Source organism: Vibrio superstes (assembly GCF_003569005.1).
Classification (GTDB): domain Bacteria; phylum Pseudomonadota; class Gammaproteobacteria; order Enterobacterales; family Vibrionaceae; genus Vibrio; species Vibrio superstes.
In genome coordinates this window covers 607,573-627,416 of the sequence record NZ_BCUR01000004.1, presented here as the reverse complement: position 1 = coordinate 627,416, position 19,844 = coordinate 607,573, and the positions used below count along the sequence as shown (strand labels likewise).

General features: G+C 44.7%; 18 protein-coding genes. 3 read left to right on the top strand and 15 right to left on the bottom strand.

Going from position 1 to position 19,844, the window contains the following annotated elements; translation table 11 throughout:
• Positions 1 to 66: 66 nt before the first annotated feature.
• Entirely contained in the window at positions 67 to 1,446 is a 1,380-nt protein-coding gene (gene radA, locus D5I41_RS10880) for a DNA repair protein RadA (protein WP_017028877.1), read from the bottom strand.
• Positions 1,446 to 2,363 (bottom strand): phosphoserine phosphatase SerB, encoded by a 918-nt coding sequence (gene serB, locus D5I41_RS10875; RefSeq protein WP_119009807.1) that lies wholly within the window; start codon positions 2,361 to 2,363, stop codon positions 1,446 to 1,448. Before serB ends, radA begins: the two co-directional genes overlap by 1 nt.
• A gap of 108 nt (positions 2,364 to 2,471) precedes the next feature.
• Here serB and D5I41_RS10870 point away from each other — a divergent pair, with 108 nt between their 5' ends.
• Positions 2,472 to 3,035, top strand: a complete 564-nt coding sequence (locus tag D5I41_RS10870; RefSeq protein WP_119009806.1) for a YtjB family periplasmic protein — start codon at positions 2,472 to 2,474, stop codon at positions 3,033 to 3,035.
• Between the two features lie 78 nt (positions 3,036 to 3,113).
• Here D5I41_RS10870 and deoD read toward each other — a convergent pair whose 3' ends face one another.
• From deoD to D5I41_RS10835, 7 genes are all read right to left on the bottom strand, one after another.
• The gene (deoD, locus tag D5I41_RS10865; RefSeq protein WP_017031223.1) at positions 3,114 to 3,833 is read right to left on the bottom strand and encodes a purine-nucleoside phosphorylase; all 720 of its coding nucleotides are present in this window, start codon (positions 3,831 to 3,833) and stop codon (positions 3,114 to 3,116) included.
• Positions 3,834 to 3,907: 74 nt separating this feature from the next.
• A complete protein-coding gene (gene deoB / locus D5I41_RS10860) occupies positions 3,908 to 5,128 on the bottom strand; it encodes a phosphopentomutase (protein WP_119009805.1) in 1,221 nt (406 codons plus the stop codon).
• A 15-nt stretch (positions 5,129 to 5,143) separates the two neighbouring features.
• Entirely contained in the window at positions 5,144 to 6,478 is a 1,335-nt protein-coding gene (gene deoA, locus D5I41_RS10855) for a thymidine phosphorylase (protein ID WP_119009804.1), read from the bottom strand.
• Positions 6,479 to 6,554: 76 nt separating this feature from the next.
• Complete coding sequence (deoC, locus tag D5I41_RS10850) at positions 6,555 to 7,331, bottom strand: deoxyribose-phosphate aldolase (RefSeq protein WP_119009803.1); 777 nt, start codon at positions 7,329 to 7,331, stop codon at positions 6,555 to 6,557.
• Positions 7,332 to 7,539: 208 nt separating this feature from the next.
• Positions 7,540 to 7,710 (bottom strand): XapX domain-containing protein, encoded by a 171-nt coding sequence (locus tag D5I41_RS10845; protein WP_017028884.1) that lies wholly within the window; start codon positions 7,708 to 7,710, stop codon positions 7,540 to 7,542.
• A 186-nt stretch (positions 7,711 to 7,896) separates the two neighbouring features.
• Positions 7,897 to 9,141 carry a NupC/NupG family nucleoside CNT transporter gene (locus D5I41_RS10840; protein ID WP_119009802.1) on the bottom strand — a complete coding sequence of 415 codons (1,245 nt, stop codon included), beginning with the start codon at positions 9,139 to 9,141 and terminating at the stop codon, positions 7,897 to 7,899.
• Between the two features lie 202 nt (positions 9,142 to 9,343).
• Positions 9,344 to 10,120: a TatD family hydrolase gene (locus D5I41_RS10835; RefSeq protein ID WP_119009801.1), complete on the bottom strand. Its 777-nt coding sequence runs from the start codon at positions 10,118 to 10,120 to the stop codon at positions 9,344 to 9,346.
• Between the two features lie 322 nt (positions 10,121 to 10,442).
• Between D5I41_RS10835 and D5I41_RS10830 the strand changes: the two genes are divergently transcribed.
• Together D5I41_RS10830 and D5I41_RS10825 are read left to right on the top strand one after the other, a co-directional pair.
• Positions 10,443 to 12,380, top strand: coding sequence for a hypothetical protein (locus tag D5I41_RS10830; RefSeq protein ID WP_119009800.1), 1,938 nt, complete (start codon positions 10,443 to 10,445; stop codon positions 12,378 to 12,380).
• Between the two features lie 83 nt (positions 12,381 to 12,463).
• A complete protein-coding gene (locus D5I41_RS10825; protein WP_119009799.1) occupies positions 12,464 to 13,144 on the top strand; it encodes a hypothetical protein in 681 nt (226 codons plus the stop codon).
• On the opposite strand, the gene D5I41_RS10820 is transcribed toward D5I41_RS10825, so the two are convergent.
• The 6 genes from D5I41_RS10820 to D5I41_RS10795 all read right to left on the bottom strand — a co-directional run bounded on the left by D5I41_RS10820 (position 13,141) and on the right by D5I41_RS10795 (position 19,841).
• Complete coding sequence (locus D5I41_RS10820; protein WP_119009798.1) at positions 13,141 to 13,974, bottom strand: LysR family transcriptional regulator; 834 nt, start codon at positions 13,972 to 13,974, stop codon at positions 13,141 to 13,143. The genes D5I41_RS10825 and D5I41_RS10820 overlap by 4 nt on opposite strands.
• Positions 13,975 to 14,041: 67 nt before the next feature.
• Entirely contained in the window at positions 14,042 to 15,631 is a 1,590-nt protein-coding gene (gene prfC / locus D5I41_RS10815; protein WP_119009797.1) for a peptide chain release factor 3, read from the bottom strand.
• A 394-nt stretch (positions 15,632 to 16,025) separates the two neighbouring features.
• A complete protein-coding gene (locus tag D5I41_RS10810; RefSeq protein ID WP_119009796.1) occupies positions 16,026 to 17,009 on the bottom strand; it encodes a flavin reductase family protein in 984 nt (327 codons plus the stop codon).
• Positions 17,010 to 17,075: 66 nt separating this feature from the next.
• On the bottom strand, positions 17,076 to 18,737 hold the full coding sequence (gene hcp / locus D5I41_RS10805; protein WP_119009795.1) for a hydroxylamine reductase: 1,662 nt from the start codon (positions 18,735 to 18,737) through the stop codon (positions 17,076 to 17,078).
• 266 nt (positions 18,738 to 19,003) lie between these two features.
• Complete coding sequence (gene rimI / locus D5I41_RS10800) at positions 19,004 to 19,447, bottom strand: ribosomal protein S18-alanine N-acetyltransferase (protein ID WP_017028890.1); 444 nt, start codon at positions 19,445 to 19,447, stop codon at positions 19,004 to 19,006.
• Positions 19,440 to 19,841 (bottom strand): DNA polymerase III subunit psi, encoded by a 402-nt coding sequence (locus tag D5I41_RS10795; RefSeq protein WP_235868901.1) that lies wholly within the window; start codon positions 19,839 to 19,841, stop codon positions 19,440 to 19,442. Before D5I41_RS10795 ends, rimI begins: the two co-directional genes overlap by 8 nt.
• Positions 19,842 to 19,844: the final 3 nt, after the last annotated feature.

Genomic DNA, 19,844 nt, shown 5'->3' with positions numbered 1-19,844 from the left:
ATGAGAATCAAGCGTGTGAAAAGCGTCTTTAGACCTTGGCAGTAATATTATTTATAGAACCCGTTATTACATTTCATCAAACGCTTGAATCGCTTCAGAAAGGTTCTTTACAGCGTGGATTTGCATGCCAGCGATGCCACCTTTAGGCATATTTGCCGCAGGAACAATGGCTTTGGTAAAGCCGTGTTTAAAGGCTTCATTAAGGCGCTCTTGACCGCTAGGCACCGGACGAATCTCACCCGCTAAGCCGACTTCACCGAAGATCACCACATCTTTTGGTAACGCTCTGTCTTTAAAACTGGAGAGCAAAGCCATTAATAGGGCTAAATCGGCGCTGGTTTCAGTGACCTTAACCCCACCCACCACATTGACAAACACATCTTGGTCTGCCATTTGTAGTCCGCCGTGCTTGTGAAGCACCGCAAGAAGCATTGAAAGCCTGTTTTGCTCAAGGCCCACAGCCACTCGTCTTGGATTAGCTAGTTGGGAGTAGTCCACCAGCGCTTGGATCTCCACTAATAGTGGCCTAGTGCCTTCCCAGATAACCATGACCGAACTGCCAGAGGTTTGTTCTTCACCCCGAGACAAGAAAATGGCTGACGGATTAGACACCTCTTTAAGCCCCTGCCCCGTCATGGCGAAAACACCCAACTCATTGACAGCGCCAAAACGGTTTTTATGACTTCGTAAGGTTCTAAAGCGGCTGTCAGCACCGCCGTCAAGCAATACGGAACAGTCAATGATGTGCTCAAGCACTTTTGGTCCCGCTAGAGAACCATCTTTGGTTACGTGACCGACCAAAAATACCGCGACATTATTTTGTTTCGCAAATCGCGTTAGCGTCGTTGCCGATTCACGAACTTGAGCCACGGTGCCCGGTGAAGATTGAACATCAGAAACGTGCATCACCTGAATCGAGTCAATAACCATGATCTTAGGTTGCTCTTTCTCTGCCACCTGACAAATCTTGTCAACGTTGGTTTCAGATAGCATCTTAAGATTGTCTTTCGGTAAACCAAGGCGAGAGGCTCGCATGGCTACCTGCTGCAAGGATTCCTCACCTGTAACATACAAGGTGGGCATATCCGCGGCTAAGCGACACATGGTTTGCAATAGTAAGGTCGATTTACCTGCACCTGGGCTACCACCAATCAAGATAGCGGCTCCGGGTACAATACCACCGCCCATAACTCGGTCGAACTCTTTGAAGGTACTGGTGAACCTAGGTACATCTTGCAGGTCAATATCGGCCAGCATTTGCACCTTAGATTGCTCAGCACTTCCCGCATAACCGCTTAATCGTTCGTTGCGTGCCACTTGCGGAGATGCAGCTAAGCGCACCTCTGTGACAGTGTTCCAAGCACCACATGCACTGCACTGGCCTTGCCAGCGCGGAAAGTCTGCGCCACAGTCATTACAGACGTACGCCGTTTTTACTTTTGCCATTAAAGATTCTTTGTTTGTAGGGTTTGTAAAACGTGGCTTGCCGACAAGATACACAACACACCACCAAGGTCGGCATAGCTTACCGCAGTCTGAGCTTGTTCGACTACCTTTGGCTTAGCATGATAAGCGATACCTAAACCCGCAGCCGCCATCATGACTAAGTCATTGGCGCCATCGCCCACAGCAATGCAGTTACTTTTCTCGAACTGATAGTCAGCTCTTAGCTGCTCTAGGATATCAGCCTTAGTTTGCGCCGATACCACATCGCCCACAACGTTTCCTGTGAGTTTACCGTCGATGATTTCCAGCTGGTTAGATTGAGCAAAATCCAATTCGAGTAACTCTTTAAGATGATTAGAGAAGTAGGTGAAACCGCCAGATGCCACAGCAACCTTCCAGCCACACGCTTTAAGCCCGTCGATAAGCGGTTTAGCTTCGGCCATCAACGGCAAAACACTGCGCACTTGTTTAAGGATGGATTCATCGGCATCGGCAAGCTTGGCAACGCGCTGTCTCAAACTCTGCTCAAAATCTAACTCACCTTGCATTGCGCGTTCAGTCACCTCAGAGACCTCCTCTCCAACACCCGCAAGCTTGGCTATTTCATCAATGCACTCTATCTCAATTAAAGTAGAATCCATATCAAACAGAGCCAGACCCGGCTCGCTCATATCGGGCAGGTCTGTAAGATGTGCAAAGTCGGCCTTATTGGCGGCCAATAAGGCTGCCATTTTCTTTACCAACGCACTTTTAGTTAAAAGCACCTGATAGCGACCGACGTTCCAAGTCGCAAATTGCTCATCAATCGCAAATAACTGGCTTAGCACCTCATTGCTACCATCAGCAAAGACAACAGCCAGTTCGCCGAGGCTAAAATCTGTCAACGGGGTGAGGGTTTGTAATTCTTTGACTTCCATGAATATTCAAATCCGTTTTGGGGATAACATTACCCTCAACTTACCCTATTGCAATTTGTTTGCGCAAGTCTCACTATGCAATGGCATACATTAATTACGTTTAGCAAAATGAAAGAATCTCTATTTTCACTGCGTCGATTTATAAAACTGATATTTATTGGCTTGCTGCTTTTGATGCTAGTCGCGATTGTGCGTAATAGCGTTTATATCAGCCAAGGTAATCAGCAAATTCAAACCAAGCAGTTACAAACGCTGACCAAGCTATTGATTTCTCAGGCGGCACTGAGTGCTAGTGACTTTTTAGTGACCGAAGATCAAGAAAAGCTTCGCTATCTAGCGAATCAGTTAGCGCGCGATACTTTAGTGTCGGATGCGACGGTGTACGACAATAGTGGTGTGAAAATCGCCTCTAGTACCAATGCGAAGACTGTGCGTGAATCATTAGGTATGGATACACCTTTAGGTTCAGAAGGGATAGGCAAACAGCAATTGGTTGAGCCTATCTTTTCTCAAGATGCCATTATCGGCTATGTACGTATTACCTTTGAAAAAGGGCGCGTTACGGCCTTTTCCGATCACCACTATCGCAACAGTGATAGAGCGATGTTCCTGATGATCATGATGAGCTTCTTGTCAGGGGTTCTGCTAACGCTTGTCCTAAGAAGAAAATAGCTCTACTCAGAAAACCACATAAAAAAAGCTTGGCTCCTTTTCAGGAACCAAGCTTTTGTCTTTTCTAAACTGAGAAAATTATTCAGCGTCGCCTAGTAGAACAGACTCTAGAGCCACAACCATCATTTCATTAAACGTGGTTGCACGCTCATCTGAGGTTGTCACTTCACCACGTTTGATGTGGTCAGAAACAGTACAAATAGCCAGGCACTTAGCGCCATACTCAGCCGCAAGACCGTACATGCCGGCCGCTTCCATTTCTACACCTAGAATGCCGTACTTGTCCATAACATCGAACATTTCAGGATCTGGCGTGTAGAACAGTTCAGCGGAGAATAGGTTACCCACTTTTACGTTGATACCCAGCTTCTGCGCTGCAAGCTCTGCGTTTCTCGCCATACCGTAGTCAGCAATCGCTGCAAAGTCGTGATCTTTAAAACGGATGCGGTTCACTTTTGAGTCAGTACATGCACCAATACCAATCACAACATCACGTAGATTCACATCATCACGCACTGCGCCGCAGCTACCAACGCGGATGATCTTTTTAACGCCGTAGTCTTTGATTAGCTCAGTAGCATAGATAGAACATGATGGGATACCCATACCGTGTCCCATTACAGAAATCTTACGACCTTTGTACGTACCAGTGAAGCCGTACATGTTACGTACATCACACACCTGAACCACATCTTCTAGGAAGGTCTCTGCAATGTATTTAGCGCGTAGTGGATCACCCGGCATCAATACTACGTCAGAGAAATCACCCATTTCTGCATTAATATGAGGAGTAGCCATTTTATCTTTCCTTTTCTAATTTGTTTTTAGTTAGGGTCAACAGGCCCTATTAGCGCAATTTTTGACTTCCTTGATTAAAGGAAGTTAGTTCCGTAATCCATTTTCGAAGTCTGGAAGTAGTGAGCCAAACTCTGACCGATATCAGCAAAAGTAGAGCGGCGACCTAATGAACCAGCCTCAATCTTGTGTCCGTAAACCAGTACTGGAATATGCTCACGAGTATGATCGGTACCTTCCCATGTTGGGTCACAGCCATGATCGGCAGTAAGAATAAGCACATCGTTAGGCTCTAAAATCTCAAGGATTTCAGGCAAACGCTTGTCAAAATACTCAAGAGCAGCTGCGTACCCAGGTACGTCACGGCGGTGACCATAAGCCGAGTCAAAATCGACAAAGTTGGTAAAGACGATGCTGTTGTCTTCGGCTTTTTTCACCTGCTCAAGGGTCAGATCAAATAAGTCTTCTAGACCCGTCGCTTTTTCTTTCTTGGTAATGCCGCAGTTCGCGTAGATATCGGCAATTTTACCTATGGAGATCACCTCACCTTGCTTCTCATCAACCAGTTTTTGCAACACGGTTGCTGCAGGTGGTTCAACTGAAAGATCGCGACGGTTACCAGTACGCTTAAACTCTCCCGCTTTATCGCCAACAAATGGACGCGCTATAACACGACCAATGTTGTAGTCTTCGAGTTCTTCACGAACGATATGACAAAGCTCAAGTAGATTGTCTAAGCCGTAAGTTTCTTCATGACACGCAATCTGAAATACAGAGTCTGCGGAGGTATAGAAGATTGGCTTACCGGTTTGCATATGTTCTTCGCCAAGGTCGTCCAGTACTTGAGTACCTGAAGCGTGACAGTTGCCTAAGTAACCTTTAATGCCTGCACGCTCAACGATTCTGTCGAGCAACTCTTGAGGGAAGCTGTTTTGTTTATCAGTAAAGTAACCCCAATCAAACAACACAGGTACGCCAGCCATTTCCCAGTGACCCGACGGAGTATCTTTACCAGACGAAAGCTCTGCCGCATGGCCGTAGGCGCCGATGATGTCGGCATTGGCATCTAAACCGATAGGGAAGCTTCCGGTAGACTCTTTAGCCGCTAAACCCAAGCCTAGACGCGATAGGTTTGGCAGAGTCAATGGACCGCTACGACTATCATTATCAGCCAGGCCTTTTGCACATTGCTCAGCAATATGCCCCAAGGTATCAGACCCTACATCGCCGAATTTATCGGCATCTTCTGTAGCGCCAATACCAAATGAATCTAATACTAAAATTATGGCTCGTTTCATTACTGTATCCTCGGCCTATAGGTCTTCAGCTCGTATCTTCGCGTACACGTTTGGTGTCGCTTGATACTGAGATTTGTCACCAACTTGAATCGCAGCTTTGAGTGAATTAGCCGCTTCTTGCCATTGCTGTTCGTTACGTGCATGAATGACCGCTAGAGGCTGACTCGCATCAACTGCATCACCTAAGCGTGCAAACTGATCAAAGCCCACAGCGTAATCAATGCTGTCTGTTGCCACTCGGCGACCACCGCCCATACCAACCACTGCCATACCGATGGCGCGAGTGTCCATGCTGGTAATAACGCCGCTAGTATCCGCAAATACTGGCTTAATAATCTCAGCTACGGGTAAGTACTTATTATAGTTGCTCACAAAATCAGACGGGCCACCAAGGCCACCAACCATCTTGTTAAAACACTCTGCCGCTTTGCCATTATCCAACACCGTCATTAGCATCTCTTGTGCTTGCTCTGTGGACTCAGCTAGCTTGCCAAGGACCAGCATTTCGCAGCATGACGCCATGGTGACTTCAAGAAGACGTGGATTACGATACTCCCCCGTCAAGAAGCGAACAGCTTCTCGCACTTCTACTGCGTTACCTGCAGAAGATGCCAACACCTGGTTCATATCGGTAAGAATAGCGGTGGTCTTTGTGCCTGCGCCGTTAGCAACAGCCACAATAGAACGTGCGAGTTCTTCAGAGGCTTCATAGGTTGGCATGAAAGCGCCTGAGCCTACTTTTACATCCATCACTAATGAATCAAGCCCTGCGGCCAATTTCTTAGACAAAATAGAGGCAGTGATCAGTGAGATGTTATCTACGGTTGCCGTGATATCGCGAGTTGCATAAACTCGCTTATCGGCAGGAGCTAAGTCACCGGTCTGTCCAATAATGGCGACGCCCGCTTCTTTGGTTACCTTACCAAAGACATCGTTGTTTGGAGTAATGTTGTAACCAGGGATAGACTCAAGCTTATCCAGCGTGCCGCCAGTATGGCCTAAGCCACGGCCTGAAATCATTGGGACATAACCACCACACGCCGCAACCATAGGGCCGAGCATTAAAGAGGTTACATCACCCACACCACCGGTAGAGTGCTTATCAACGATAGGGCCATCAAAGTTCATGTGGCTCCAATCAATCACCATGCCAGAATCACGCATCGCACACGTTAGTGCAATTCGCTCAGGCATCGTCATTTCGTTGAAAAAAATGGTCATTGCAAATGCCGCTATTTGTCCTTCAGAGACAGTGTTTTTAGCGACACCTTGAATAAAGAAGTTGATTTCATCCGCTGTAAGGATTTCGCCGTCACGCTTTTTACGAATGATTTCTTGAGGTAAATACATATAGCCCTACCTTTACTTTGAATGTTTAGATTCGAGAAAGAAGAAGGCTTACTGTATCGCAAGCCTTCCATAACGATTAATAAGCCGCTGGATCAGCTTTTTCGTCAGTTACTTCCAAAGTATTCAGTAGATTAGTTAGAAGACTAGATGCACCAAAACGATAGTGACGGCTATCTACCCATGAGTCACCAAGGATCTCATCGGCCATTGCTAGGTATGCAGCTGCATCGTCTGCAGTGCGCACGCCACCCGCTGGTTTGAAACCAACGCTCTGAGCTACACCCATATCGCGGATGACTTCTAGCATCATGCGTGCATATTCTGGTGTAGCATTTACTGGCACTTTACCTGTAGAGGTTTTGATGAAATCAGCACCTGCTTTGATACAAATCTCAGAAGCCTGCTTGATTAGAGCTTCTTCTTTAAGCTCACCAGTTTCGATGATCACTTTCAGCAAGATATCGCCACACGCTGCTTTACATTGTTTAACTAGCTCAAAACCTACATCGGCATTGCCCGCCATTAAAGCACGGTAAGGGAATACGACATCCACTTCATCCGCACCATAAGCAACAGCAGCTTTAGTTTCTGCTACCGCAATATCAATATCATCGTTACCGTGTGGGAAGTTAGTCACCGTAGCGATCTTCACATCAGGTGTACCTTGCTCACGCAATGTCTTCTTCGCAATAGGGACGAAGCGAGGGTAAATACAAACTGCCGCTGTGTTTCCAACAGCAGATTTTGCAGCATGACAAAGATCGATAACCTTCTGGTCAGTATCGTCATCGTTAAGAGTGGTTAGATCCATTAATTTTAGTGCACGTAATGCTGCAGTTTTCAATTCGCTCATTTTTTTCTCCGAAAAGTTTAAATAGTTTTGGCGGCAATTCTCGAATTCGTTATCAGTATAGATAGAGCTCGATTAAATGCGCGTCCAGACTTAATGAACGGACTTGGTTCCTTGAAGACTTGGCCTTTATGCCAATTGCTTTCCTTGTCACCGCACGGTTTTTAATCCTAAACCGCTGACCGTTGCATTTTACAACGGATGTAGGTATTTATTGAAAAAACCTTTCTATCAACCATTGATAGAAGTGTCCACCAAGGTATACACCTACGATTCCCATAACACCAGACAATACTGGTGGTGCTGGGATGGGCAGCTTCAAAGCAGAGAACAATATCCCTACTGCAAAGCCTGCAAATACGGCTAGCAAAACTTCATTCATGATCTTCATCCATCTTGTTAACTTCGATGCTTAGTATAGTGCGAAGTATGATCAATGTTGCATTTGTGATGAAAGCAAACGGTTTGCATCTCAAAAAAAAGTGATGAAGTTCTAGCCTATTGTGTAAAAACAAAAACGCCCTAGTGAAACTCACTAGGGCGTTTTAAAAGGTTTGTTTCTAGAGTCTTAGAAAGACAAGAAGAAACCAGCGATAGTTGCTGCCATTAGGTTCGATAGAGTACCCGCTACAACAGCTTTGATACCCATGCGCGCGATATCACCACGACGCTTAGGAGCAATACTACCTAGGCCACCCAATAGGATAGCGATAGAAGAAAGGTTAGCAAAACCACACAATGCAAATGAGATGATTGCTTTAGTCTTCTCGCTCAGTACCACTGGAGCCGCTTCACCTAGGTAAGGTGCAAAGTTAGCGTATGCTACGAATTCGTTAGCTACAGTCTTAAGACCGATGAACTCACCTGCAACAACCGCTTCGTTCCAAGGAACACCGATTAGGAATGCAAGAGGAGCGAACAACCAACCTAGAAGCATTTCTAGAGTTAGACCTTCGAAGCCAAACCAGCCGCCAACGCCGCCTAGTAGGCCGTTGATTAGCGCGATAAGACCGATGAATGCGATTAGCATTGCACCAACGTTAAGCGCAAGGCTTAGACCAGCAGATGCACCGCCAGCTGCCGCATCGATAACGTTTGCAGGCTTATCTTCGCCTTCTGCATTCATGTCAGAAAGTTGATCGATAGGCTCGTCAGTTTCTGGCTTGATGATTTTAGCGAATAGTAGACCACCCGGTGCAGCCATAAATGATGCAGCTACTAGGTATTCAATTGGCACGCCCATTGAAGCGTAACCCGCTAGTACACCACCAGCGATAGAAGCTAGACCACCACACATTACAGCGAATAGCTCAGACTGAGTCATACGAGGAACGAATGGACGTACTACTAGAGGTGCTTCTGTTTGGCCAACAAAGATGTTAGCCGCTGCAGACATTGATTCCGCGCGAGAAGTACCAAGAGCTTTCTGAAGGCCACCACCAAGAATGCGGATAACCCACTGCATAACACCCAAGTAGTAAAGTACTGAGATTAGTGCAGAGAAGAAGATTAGTGTTGGTAGAACTTGGAAAGCAAAGATGAAGCCAATGCCGTCTACTGAGAAGTTAACTAAGTTTCCGAAAAGGAAACCAGTACCGTCAGCACCATAGTTAATTACACTTGAAACACCATCTGAAACGCTTTTCAGAAGGTCTTTACCCCAAGGTACGTAAAGTACGAATGCACCCAATGCGAATTGGATTGCAAATGCACCAGCTACGGTACGAACGTTAATTGCTTTACGGTTATCTGATAGTAGTACTGCGATTAAAATCAGTACCAGCATACCTACTATGCTCATAAACAGGCTCATAGTTTATGGCTTCCTTATTCTAAAATGTTCAAAAAAAGAGTGTAAAAAGTGTCTAAAACGTCGGCGATTATACAGTTCAAAAAACAGTAAAACTGGTCACCGGTCACATTTGCGCGAGATTCTATACGCAAACGTTTACCTTAATATTGATCACGATCACAAAACGAAAATCAATAATGACATTTGTTGTATCTGAATGAAACTAACGTGAAAAAAGATAAATGCTATTTTTCCATATTTCCTCAGCAATTATAGGTGAGGTTTCTGACCTAATTTCAACTAAGCGATTAAATATTAAGGGAATAAAATGAGGCGAGTTAGGATAATGCTGCTGTCCCGAAATCCTCATATCAGGTGCGTCCGTCTCTAATACAATACTATCTAGAGGTAGCTTTGCTATTGCTTCGCGTGTTTTTTGTGCAGTTGGCCAAGTAATCACACCCCCAACCCCGATTTTTAAGCCGAGATCCACCAACATCTTTGCTTGTTGATAGTTACCGCTAAACCCATGAACAACACCAAGATTATCTCTGACCTTATTCCTCAAGCATTGATGGATAAGGTGATGTTGTTGAACAGAATGAATCACTAACGGGAGGCGTAATTGTTCTGCGAGGTCGATTTGCGCAGTGAAGGTGGACAGCTGCACGTCAATAGAAGTATCAATGCGCTTATCAAGGCCACACTCCCCAATAGCGGAGATAACATCTTGATTGCTATGCGCTAACTCGAATAAACGATCTAGCTGTACTTGTAGCGTGTTACTTCGAACGTACTCATCAAGAAAGCAAGGGTGAATGCCTAACCCGACGGAATAAGCATCATTACCTGCCATCTGCAGTACTTGTTGCCAGTTTTCAGGGCCGATACTAGGAACAAAAAACCGTGCAACTTTATGCTGTTCGAATAACGCTAAATACTTCTCTGCATTGGTTGAAAATTCTGAAAAATCCAGATGGCAATGAGTGTCAAACCACATTTATATAGCCTCTACATACTTGGTGTTACCTAGTTTAAAAAGAATAGTTACTCATAACTCTATATTAAACCGAAGAAATACACATTTAGTTACAGGCAGTATTTCAAAAGCTGGAAATACAAAGAAAGCCTTTATGAACATAGGCTAAATCAAACCGCACTCTCAAGATAAATCCATGAACCGCCGTTCATTATAAATATCATTAATAAGGGAGCTTTAGTGCACATTATTGTTGCCTCCAACTCTACTGTACATAATTCATCCCATAGCCAGGAGGCATTCAAAGCAGGGCGCTACATTATCAACAGTATGAGATACAAACATGAAAGCAAGCATTTTAGCTCTTACCATTTCAACAGCACTTTCTACTCACGCATTCGCTTCATCAACCAAAGTTGATATCCAGGCAGCAAACGCTGCTACGCACGAACTCATTGATCAGCAGATGCGTGACATTGACGCATCTGTTCAAGCTCAACTAGTCACAAAATACGCTGATGCCCAACCAGGTGATATTGCTGTGATCGATGACGTTGTTTATGAACAACAATCGAATGGAACATGGGCTGCTGTTGGTACGGCATCTGCGGTGCTAGTTGCAGGACTTCTAAGCTCTAGTTCTTCTGGTGGCAATAGCACGGAAGATCTTCCAGATATACCAGTGAACTCAAATCCAATTGAAGCACAGCCAGACAATGATTTACCTCAACTTGATTCGCCAGTAAGACCTATCGAAGTCTCTCCTTCTAACCCTAACTCTCGTGTTGGGATTACTGAATCTCCAAATGGTGACAAAACCATTTTTGTAGATGGTGAGCAAATTGCGTACGTAAGCCTAGAGCGCGGTGACATCCGCAACAACGACAATGAAGTTATTGCTACTTTCGATAAGAAAGGGAACAAACTCGTTCTAACTGGTGCCAACGACAATACTCTTCAGTACAACCCTAACACTAAAAATGTTCGCATTAACGGTGAGGTTGTAGGTAAGTGGTCACCTGAATATGGCTTTGTTAAAGGCGGTGATATTGGTCAAGGTCCTGAAGGTCAACCTATGCACCCTGACTTTATCGACGGTGACTTCGAAATGACTCCACCTATCGCTCACCTTCCTGTGTTCGATAGCCCAGTTAACCCTATCGAAGTCTCTCCTTCTAGCCCTAATGCTCGCGTTGGAATTACCGAATCTCCAAATGGCGACAAAACCATTTTTGTAGACGGTGAGCAAATCGCTTACATCAGCCTAGAGCGCGGTGACATCCGCAACAATGACAATGAAGTTATTGCTACTTTCGATAAGAAAGGGAACAAACTCGTTCTAACTGGTGCCAATGACAATACTCTTCAGTACAACCCTAACACTAAAAATGTTCGCATTAACGGTGAGGTTGTAGGTAAGTGGTCACCTGAATATGGCTTTGTTAAAGGCGGTGATATTGGTCAAGGTCCTGAAGGTCAACCTATTAACCCTATTGAAGTATCTCCTTCTAGCCCTAATGCTCGCGTTGGAATTACCGAATCGCCAAATGGCGACAAAACCATTTTTGTAGACGGTGAGCAAATCGCTTACGTCAGCCTAGAGCGTGGTGACATCCGCAACAATGACAATGAAGTTATTGCCACTTTCGAGAAGAATGGGAAAAAGCTCGTTCTAACCGGTACCAATGACAATACTCTTCAATACAACCCTAACACTAAAAATGTTCGCATTAACGGTGAGGTTGTAGGCAAGTGGTCACCTGAATATGGTTTTATTAAAGGCGGTGATATCGGCCAAGGTCCAGAGGGGCAACCTATGAACCCTGACTTTATCGACGGTGACTTCGAAATGACTCCACCTATCGACCACCTACCTGAATTCGATGGTGACAACGACTACGACAACACTCATATCCAAATTGCAGATTATCGTGGCAACGGAGAAGCAATTCTAGTTGTAAACGGTGAAGAAGTTGCTGATATCGAATACAAAGACGGCACACTAATCATCAATAAATACGATAGCACTCAAGGTCATAAGTACTCTGCAAAAGTACAAGAAACACCAAATGGTGCAGTAGTAGCAGTAAGACACAATGACGATAGTGGCTACAGTTTCTTCCGCATCAACGACAACGGTGTAGTAACTCCTGTTGATAAGAAATCAGCTCAAAATGCGATTCAAAATATTGACCGCTCTAAGATGCAAAACATCGACCAAAACAAACTTAACCAAGTAAAAGCTAAGGTACAAAATCGCCTATCGGCTCTTAAAAAGTAACTCCCAACGACTTCTGAATTAAGCCTATTAATCCCCTCAACAGAGGGGATTACTTTCTTGAGTAAACCGATTTTGGAGGGCTTATGCGTCGCCTAGCCATTCTTTCTCTTTTCTTCTCTGCCAATGCTCTTGCTGAGTCTACTTTGGTAGATACCATAGCAAAATTTACTGATATCTTTGGGATCAGTTTTTCTCAGCAAAATGGCAATACTGTTACAACTCTTGATGCCAATTATTACATCACTGAAGACTTGCGTGTATTTGGTGATATCGATACAGATATTAACTGGGAGGTTGGCGCTGGTTACTCTGTCTGGAAAGGAGATACTTACTATACCGAGAATAGTTTTAAGGTCAGTGAATATAAAATCTCTACCGGTATTTTTACAGCTAAGGTTCTGAGCCAGAACTGGACTGCCATTGGTGATATAAATTACAACTACAAGTTTGAAAGTGACTACTGCCTCAGTAGCACATGCCTTACTTACATCCCATCAAATTCAATAGACTACTCAGCTGGGGTTATCTGGAGTCCAATTCAATACTTTGATCTCCTGTATAAGTTCAACCATGAAATAGGCTTTAGCAATAATACATGGAATGGTACACAGAATGGCATCAATATTAGTACAGGAAAAACAGACCTAAACTATCACGAAATGATCTTATTTTTGAACATCAAACAGCTAAGGCCATCAGTGACGTACACATACTTTGAAGAGAGAGAAGATACTATTGAGTTTGGTCTCACCTTTGATTTCTAATCTTGCTTAAGGAGATCCCTGAACTGGTCACGTAATGCTTTGTGTGCTGCGTTATTTTGATATTTCTTATGATACGTAAATTCAAATTCAACTTTACGCATATGAAAGGGAGGTTGTAATATTTTCATTCCAAATTTTTCGGCAACATTCACCATACTCTTTGGAATTGCAGAAATATAACGAGTCCCTTTAGTTGCGATGATAAGGTTTGTAATGTTGCTTACCTCTATAGCCACTTTTCTAGAAAAGCTCTTACCTGCTAGAACATCAACAATTTGAGCATTTTTTCTGACAAGCTTCAGAGTGACATGTTCAGAGTCTAAATATTGTTCTATGGAGATAGTATCCCCTACTGCTGGATGCTCTTTATCGCACATCAACATTAATTCATCGCTAAAAGCGGGCTCAAAGTTTAAGCCCGAATCACGAGGCAAATTGTAGTCGATAACTAAGTCAGCCTTGTTCAACCGAATATCTTGCAAAATATCCTCCTCACCTCTTGGGGATTCAATTAACTGAACGTTTGGCATCTCAGGAAGCAAACTGATCGCATTAAAGCTAGCATAAACAATCATTTTACTCTCAATCGCGACCGCACCATCCATCAGTTCAAGAGCCACTCCAAGTTGAGTCGCTAGCTGATGAGCCCTTGAGGTTGGCTCAATCTTACGTCCCATTCGAACAAACAATGGATAACCCAACGCAGTTTCAAACCGCTTAATTGCAGAACTCACCGCTGGTTGCGTTAGGGATAGAGCATCTGCGGCCTTGGTGATTGTCCCTAGGTTATATACCGCTAAGAATGGACGAACAAGATTAAGATCAAACATCAGCAACTCCTTGTCTTGATGTTATAGGCAAAAAAAAGCCAGTTGCATGCAACTGGCTCTGTCACTATTAGTGTTCGCGTGTTGCGCGGAACTCAACCTCTGGAAAGCGTTCTTTGGCTAGGTTTAAGTTAACCATAGTTGGGGCAACATAAGAAAGGTTGTCGCCGCCATCCAATGCTAGGTTGGTTTGGTTCTTACGTTTAAACTCTTCAAGCTTTTTGGCATCGTCACACTCTACCCAGCGAGCTGTGGCAACGTTTACGCCTTCGTAGATAGCTTCTACGTTGTATTCTGCTTTTAAGCGAGCCACAACCACATCAAACTGAAGCACACCCACCGCGCCAACAATAAGGTCGTTGTTTTGTAGCGGACGGAATACCTGTACTGCGCCCTCTTCAGAAAGCTGGACCAGACCTTTTAGAAGCTGCTTTTGCTTCAATGGATCTTTCAATCGAATACGGCGGAATAGCTCTGGGGCAAAGTTAGGAATACCCGCAAATTTCAACGCTTCACCTTGTGTGAAGGTATCACCGATTTGAATCGTACCGTGGTTGTGCAAGCCGATGATATCACCCGCATAGGCTTTTTCGGCACGCGCACGATCACCCGCCATAAAGGTTACTGCATCAGAAATACTGACTTGTTTACCTGTACGCACGTGGTTCATCTTCATGCCTTGTGAGTAAGTGCCCGATACAATGCGCATGAATGCGATGCGGTCACGGTGTTTAGGATCCATATTTGCCTGAATCTTAAATACGAAACCTGAGAATTTCTCTTCATCTGCAACCACTTTACGTTCGTTTGCTTCACGAGCTTGCGGGCCTGGAGCCCACTTTGTTAGGCCGTCAAGCATGTGGTCAACACCGAAGTTACCCAATGCAGTACCGAAGTAAACGGGTGTCAGTTCGCCCGCAAGGAACAGCTCAAGATCAAACTCAGGGCATGCGCCAATCACAAGCTCTAGTTCTTCACGCACGCTTTCCGCTAAGTCTTCACCTACCGCTACATCTAGCTCAGGGTTATCAAGCCCTTTAATGATACGAACTTCTTGGATTTCATGACCGTGGCCAGATTCATACAAGATGGTTTCATCACGGTGAATATGGTAAACACCCTTAAACTCTTTACCACAACCGATAGGCCAAGTAATCGGTGCACATGCCATTTTCAGTTCGCTTTCGACTTCATCCAAAACTTCCATTGGGTCACGAACATCGCGGTCCAATTTGTTCATGAAGGTCACAATTGGCGTGTCACGCAGGCGCGTCACTTCCATTAGTTTACGAGTACGATCCTCGACACCTTTCGCAGCATCTATAACCATCAAGCAAGAATCTACCGCGGTTAGAGTACGGTAAGTATCTTCCGAGAAGTCTTCGTGTCCTGGGGTATCGAGAAGGTTCACTAAACAGTCGTTGTATGGGAACTGCATTACAGAGGTGGTTACCGAGATACCACGCTCCTTCTCCATCTCCATCCAGTCAGATTTTGCGTGTTGGTTCGAGCCACGACCTTTTACCGTACCTGCTTTTTGGATCGCGTTTCCGAATAATAGAACTTTTTCGGTAATGGTTGTCTTACCCGCATCCGGGTGAGAGATAATCGCAAACGTACGGCGCTTGCTCACTTCTTGCTGAAATGGACTATTTGTCATGTTCGAATTCTTTAGTTGGTACACTGGCGAAAATTGGCGCTATTTTCGCTGATTCTGCGCCATTTCACAATCTATCTATACAATAAAGGCCCAACCTTAGGCTGAGCCTTAGGGTCTGTTGACCTTTTGCGATTAAATTTTGCTCGACCAGAAGCCATTTAATCAAGGCGAGGGACTTGCCGCCTAGTCATCTAAGCAAGAGTCGCTCAACGAAGAGTAAATGGCTTCTGGACGAGCCCTTCGGGTAGCGCTTTGTTGGGCATTTCTACCGCGTTAGTCACTTTTCATGTGGAACCACCACACCTAAAAGCGACTGCCTTGTATTAATACCCAACAAATCGCTACAAAAATAACCTCAAAAGGTCATCAGACCCTAGTAATAAAAGACCAGTAATCAGCCAATTTCAACATACATATCGTCATTAACCTGACTGGTGCAGGCAAGAAAATACCCTTGCTCAACATCATGTTGGCTAAGCGGGCCGGTCGTAGAACTCGTGACTTTATCTTTATCACCCTTACAGCGACAACTGCCACACACACCAGCTCTACAGGCAGCAAAAATTGGTAATCCTTCTTTCTCAAGTGCCTCCAATACCGTTTCTCCTTGGGAGATGGTCACTTGGGATTGATTGACACTCAATGTATAAGATTGCTCATTCGAATTACTGACTACATTTTCGATGGCAGCATGAAATTGTTCATGATGGATTTGCGTAGGGTCTATGCCCAGTGATTCAAACCATACCTTGGCAGATTCCATGTACGCTTCAGGGCCACACATAAAAATAGCGCGTGAAGACAAGTTCTGCACATTGCTTTGTAAAGTGTCTTGATTCAGTCGCTCTTGATAAAGACCTAACTCATCACCTCGGCTCACGGCCCAGATAAGCTTCAGGTTGTCGTGTTGCTTGGCAAGCGCTTCCAATTCCTGCACATAAATACGATCACTAGGTGTGCTTGCGCTATGAATAAAGACAATATCGGCATCTGGATTAGCTCGTAAACGAGCCTGTAGCATCGAATAAACTGGGGTAATTCCACATCCTGCACTTAACATCAGCACAGGCTGCTCCTCCATAAGTTGGATATTGAAATCCCCCATGGCATCACCACAAGTCAAACTCTGGCCTATTACAAAATTATCCGCCAAATAGTTAGAAACCACCCCTCCATCAACCCGCTTTATGGTCAAACTACAATGAGTATCTCCAGGAAGAGAGGCAAGCGAATAACAACGCTGATGCTGTTGTCCATCTATCTCAACCTCCAAAGGAAGAAACTGACCAGGAATGAAGTCTAGTTCTTCATTACTTTCAAACCAGTAAGTAGTTACATCAATAGTGTCTTGGCGAATATCAGTACAGGTTAATTGCATCGTGAAAACTCTTAAATCGCGGTCAAATAAGAGGAGCTAGGCTCCTCTTTGTGAATCTAGCTTGGATTAACCCAAGATATCAGCTAAGTCCTGCTCTACCGTGGTGATCAATCGAAGACCCGTTTGTTCATTAAGGTGACTTAATAGGTTATCGGTTAAGAATGCTGGAGCTGTTGGACCCACGCGAATATCCTTGATACCCAAAGCCAGTAAAGTCAGCAATATTGCGATCGCTTTCTGCTCAAACCAAGACAGAATCAGGGACAGTGGCAACTCATTAACGCCGCACTCAAATGTCTCTGCCAGTGCTAATGCAAGCTGAATGGCTGAATAGGCATCGTTACATTGACCAACATCTAGGAAACGAGGAATGCCATTGATATCGCCAAATTCAAGGTCGTTAAACTTAAATTTACCGCATGCTAGAGTCAGAATCAGCGTGTCTTGAGGCGCTGCTTTGGTGAACTCTGTAAAGTAGTTACGCTCTTTTTTATCACCATCACACCCGCCTACTAGGAAGAAGTGACGGATATTGCCTGCTTTCACCTGTTCGATGACTGCAGGTGCTGCTTCCATTAATGCGTTATGAGCAAAACCCGTCGTTGTATATAGTGGGATCTCGTCAAACTTGAAGCCTTCACACTCCAACGCTTTCTCAATCACTGCAGAGAAATCATGGCCAGTGTGATGCTCAACACCAGGCCAGCCTACGATATTACGAGTGAACATACGATCCGCATAACCATTAGTTTCTGGGTTAATCAGACAGTTAGACGTCATCACAATTGCGCCAGGGAAGTTAGCAAATTCTTTTTGCTGATTTTGCCAAGCACTGCCGTAGTTGCCGACTAGATGTGGGTGTTTACCACCCAGTTCCGGGTATGCGTGCGCAGGCAGCATCTCACCGTGCGTATACACGTTGATGCCCTTGTCTTTGGTTTGCTCAAGGATGTATTTCAGGTCAATAAGGTCGTGACCTGATACTAAGATCGCTTTTCCTGCGATGGGCTTCATGTTCACTTTAGTAGGAACAGGATGACCAAAGGCCTCAGTTTCACCGGTATCTAGCATTTGCATAACGCTGTAGTTCAAATGACCACATGCCATAGCAAGATCCAGTAGCTCATTCATTTCACTTGGGTTCTCACCAAGGCGAGCCATAATGCGGTGGAACTCAGCGTACACTTGATCATTTTGCTGACCAAGGATACGAGCGTGTTCCATATAGGCTGCAACACCTTTTAGGCCATATAAAGCAAGTAGACGCAGACCTAAGATATCTTCACCCACTTCACTCACATCGTGGTTCAGCGCAGTATCCGTTGCTTTGCTTAGTAAGGTGACTTTTTCTGCTTCAATGGTGAACTGCGCTGCACCTTCAAGCACTTTAGGCTCAACGTTTTTCAGCACACATGCAGCCTCGTAAGCCGCTTTCAGCTTAGCTTTGTAAGAAAGAGCTTGCTCTGTGTATTCAATCAAACGTGCATCATCGAAGTTCACGTTGGTCAAGGTTGCAAAGAATGCTTGTGGCACATACGCATCTGCTTGTGAGTCTACAACACCTAGATCGCGCGCTGCGTTGGCGTAGGCACTCACACCTTGAAGGATGTAAATCAATACGTCTTGTAGATCAGAAATCTCTGCTGTTTTACCACACATACCCATGGCGTATTGGCAGCCATTGGCAACTGGAGTTTGCATTGTTTGCTCACATTGAATACAGAACATTTCGCCTTCCCTTTAAATGATATTTAAAATATATGTTATGAGTGGCAAATATTAGTATCTCGCGATCTTTTAAAGAAGCATTTTAATTGCAACTTAATGCCTCACTGATCTAGATCAATAAATAGCAAGGGTGAATGAGAAGCAGTTGTATCTGCAAGGGTAGAGAGGGCAAAAAACGGGAAGAGCTATCTGTGACTCATGTGAAGCAAGGTGAATATAGGTAAAAAAATCGCTACTGACTTAAGCCGTAGCGATTCTTAGAAAGATTAGAGGCAGAGATAACTCATAATGATCGCATCTTCGCGACCACCAGCGGTTGGGTAATAGTTGTTGCGTCTGTCGACTTCATTAAAACCAGCGTTAAGGTATAGCGATTGAGCGATTTGATTTGATTCACGTACCTCAAGCCAAATACTATCAATCCCCTTTTGCTCACACATTTCAATAAAGCCCTCAACCAACTTGCTACCCAGTCCTTGACCTTGGCACTGCGGGTCTATCGCGACATTAAGTAAGGTCACTTCACCGACAATATTCTGCGCATAAAAATAGCCGACAACTTGGTCATCTTGGACAAAAGCAAAGTGCATAGCCCCGCGACTGGCAAGATCATCAATCATAGAGCGTTTCCAGGGATGAGAGTGCGCTTTAGATTCTATCTGCCATACCTTCTCAAGGTGCGATGGCGCTAACGGGACAAGATCAGGCATTGGCTTGTATTTGATTCCATAGTTGACGACGATTCTGGTTGTGACCATCTATCTCAGAGAGTGCTGGAGAAGCGATGACTTTAACATCATCTAGTGGTTGCGATGCACAATCACTGAACCATAACCATTGCAGGGAATGTGCACCCAACTGCTGAAGTTGGTTAGGATAAAGATGGCGACAATCATCAAGATCTAACTTCATCGCCTTCAATACTTTCTGTAGAAATTCAGCATAGTGCCCAGAAGGCACTTGAGGTGACACCAACAATAGCTTAACCGAATCCTCAAGTGAGATCTCAGGTTGTTGATAGCCTTGAAGTTTCTCAGGATGAGCAAGATGCCACTCCTGAATGTCCATTTCAGCTAAAAATGCAGAGGAGTTGTTTGATTTCAATGG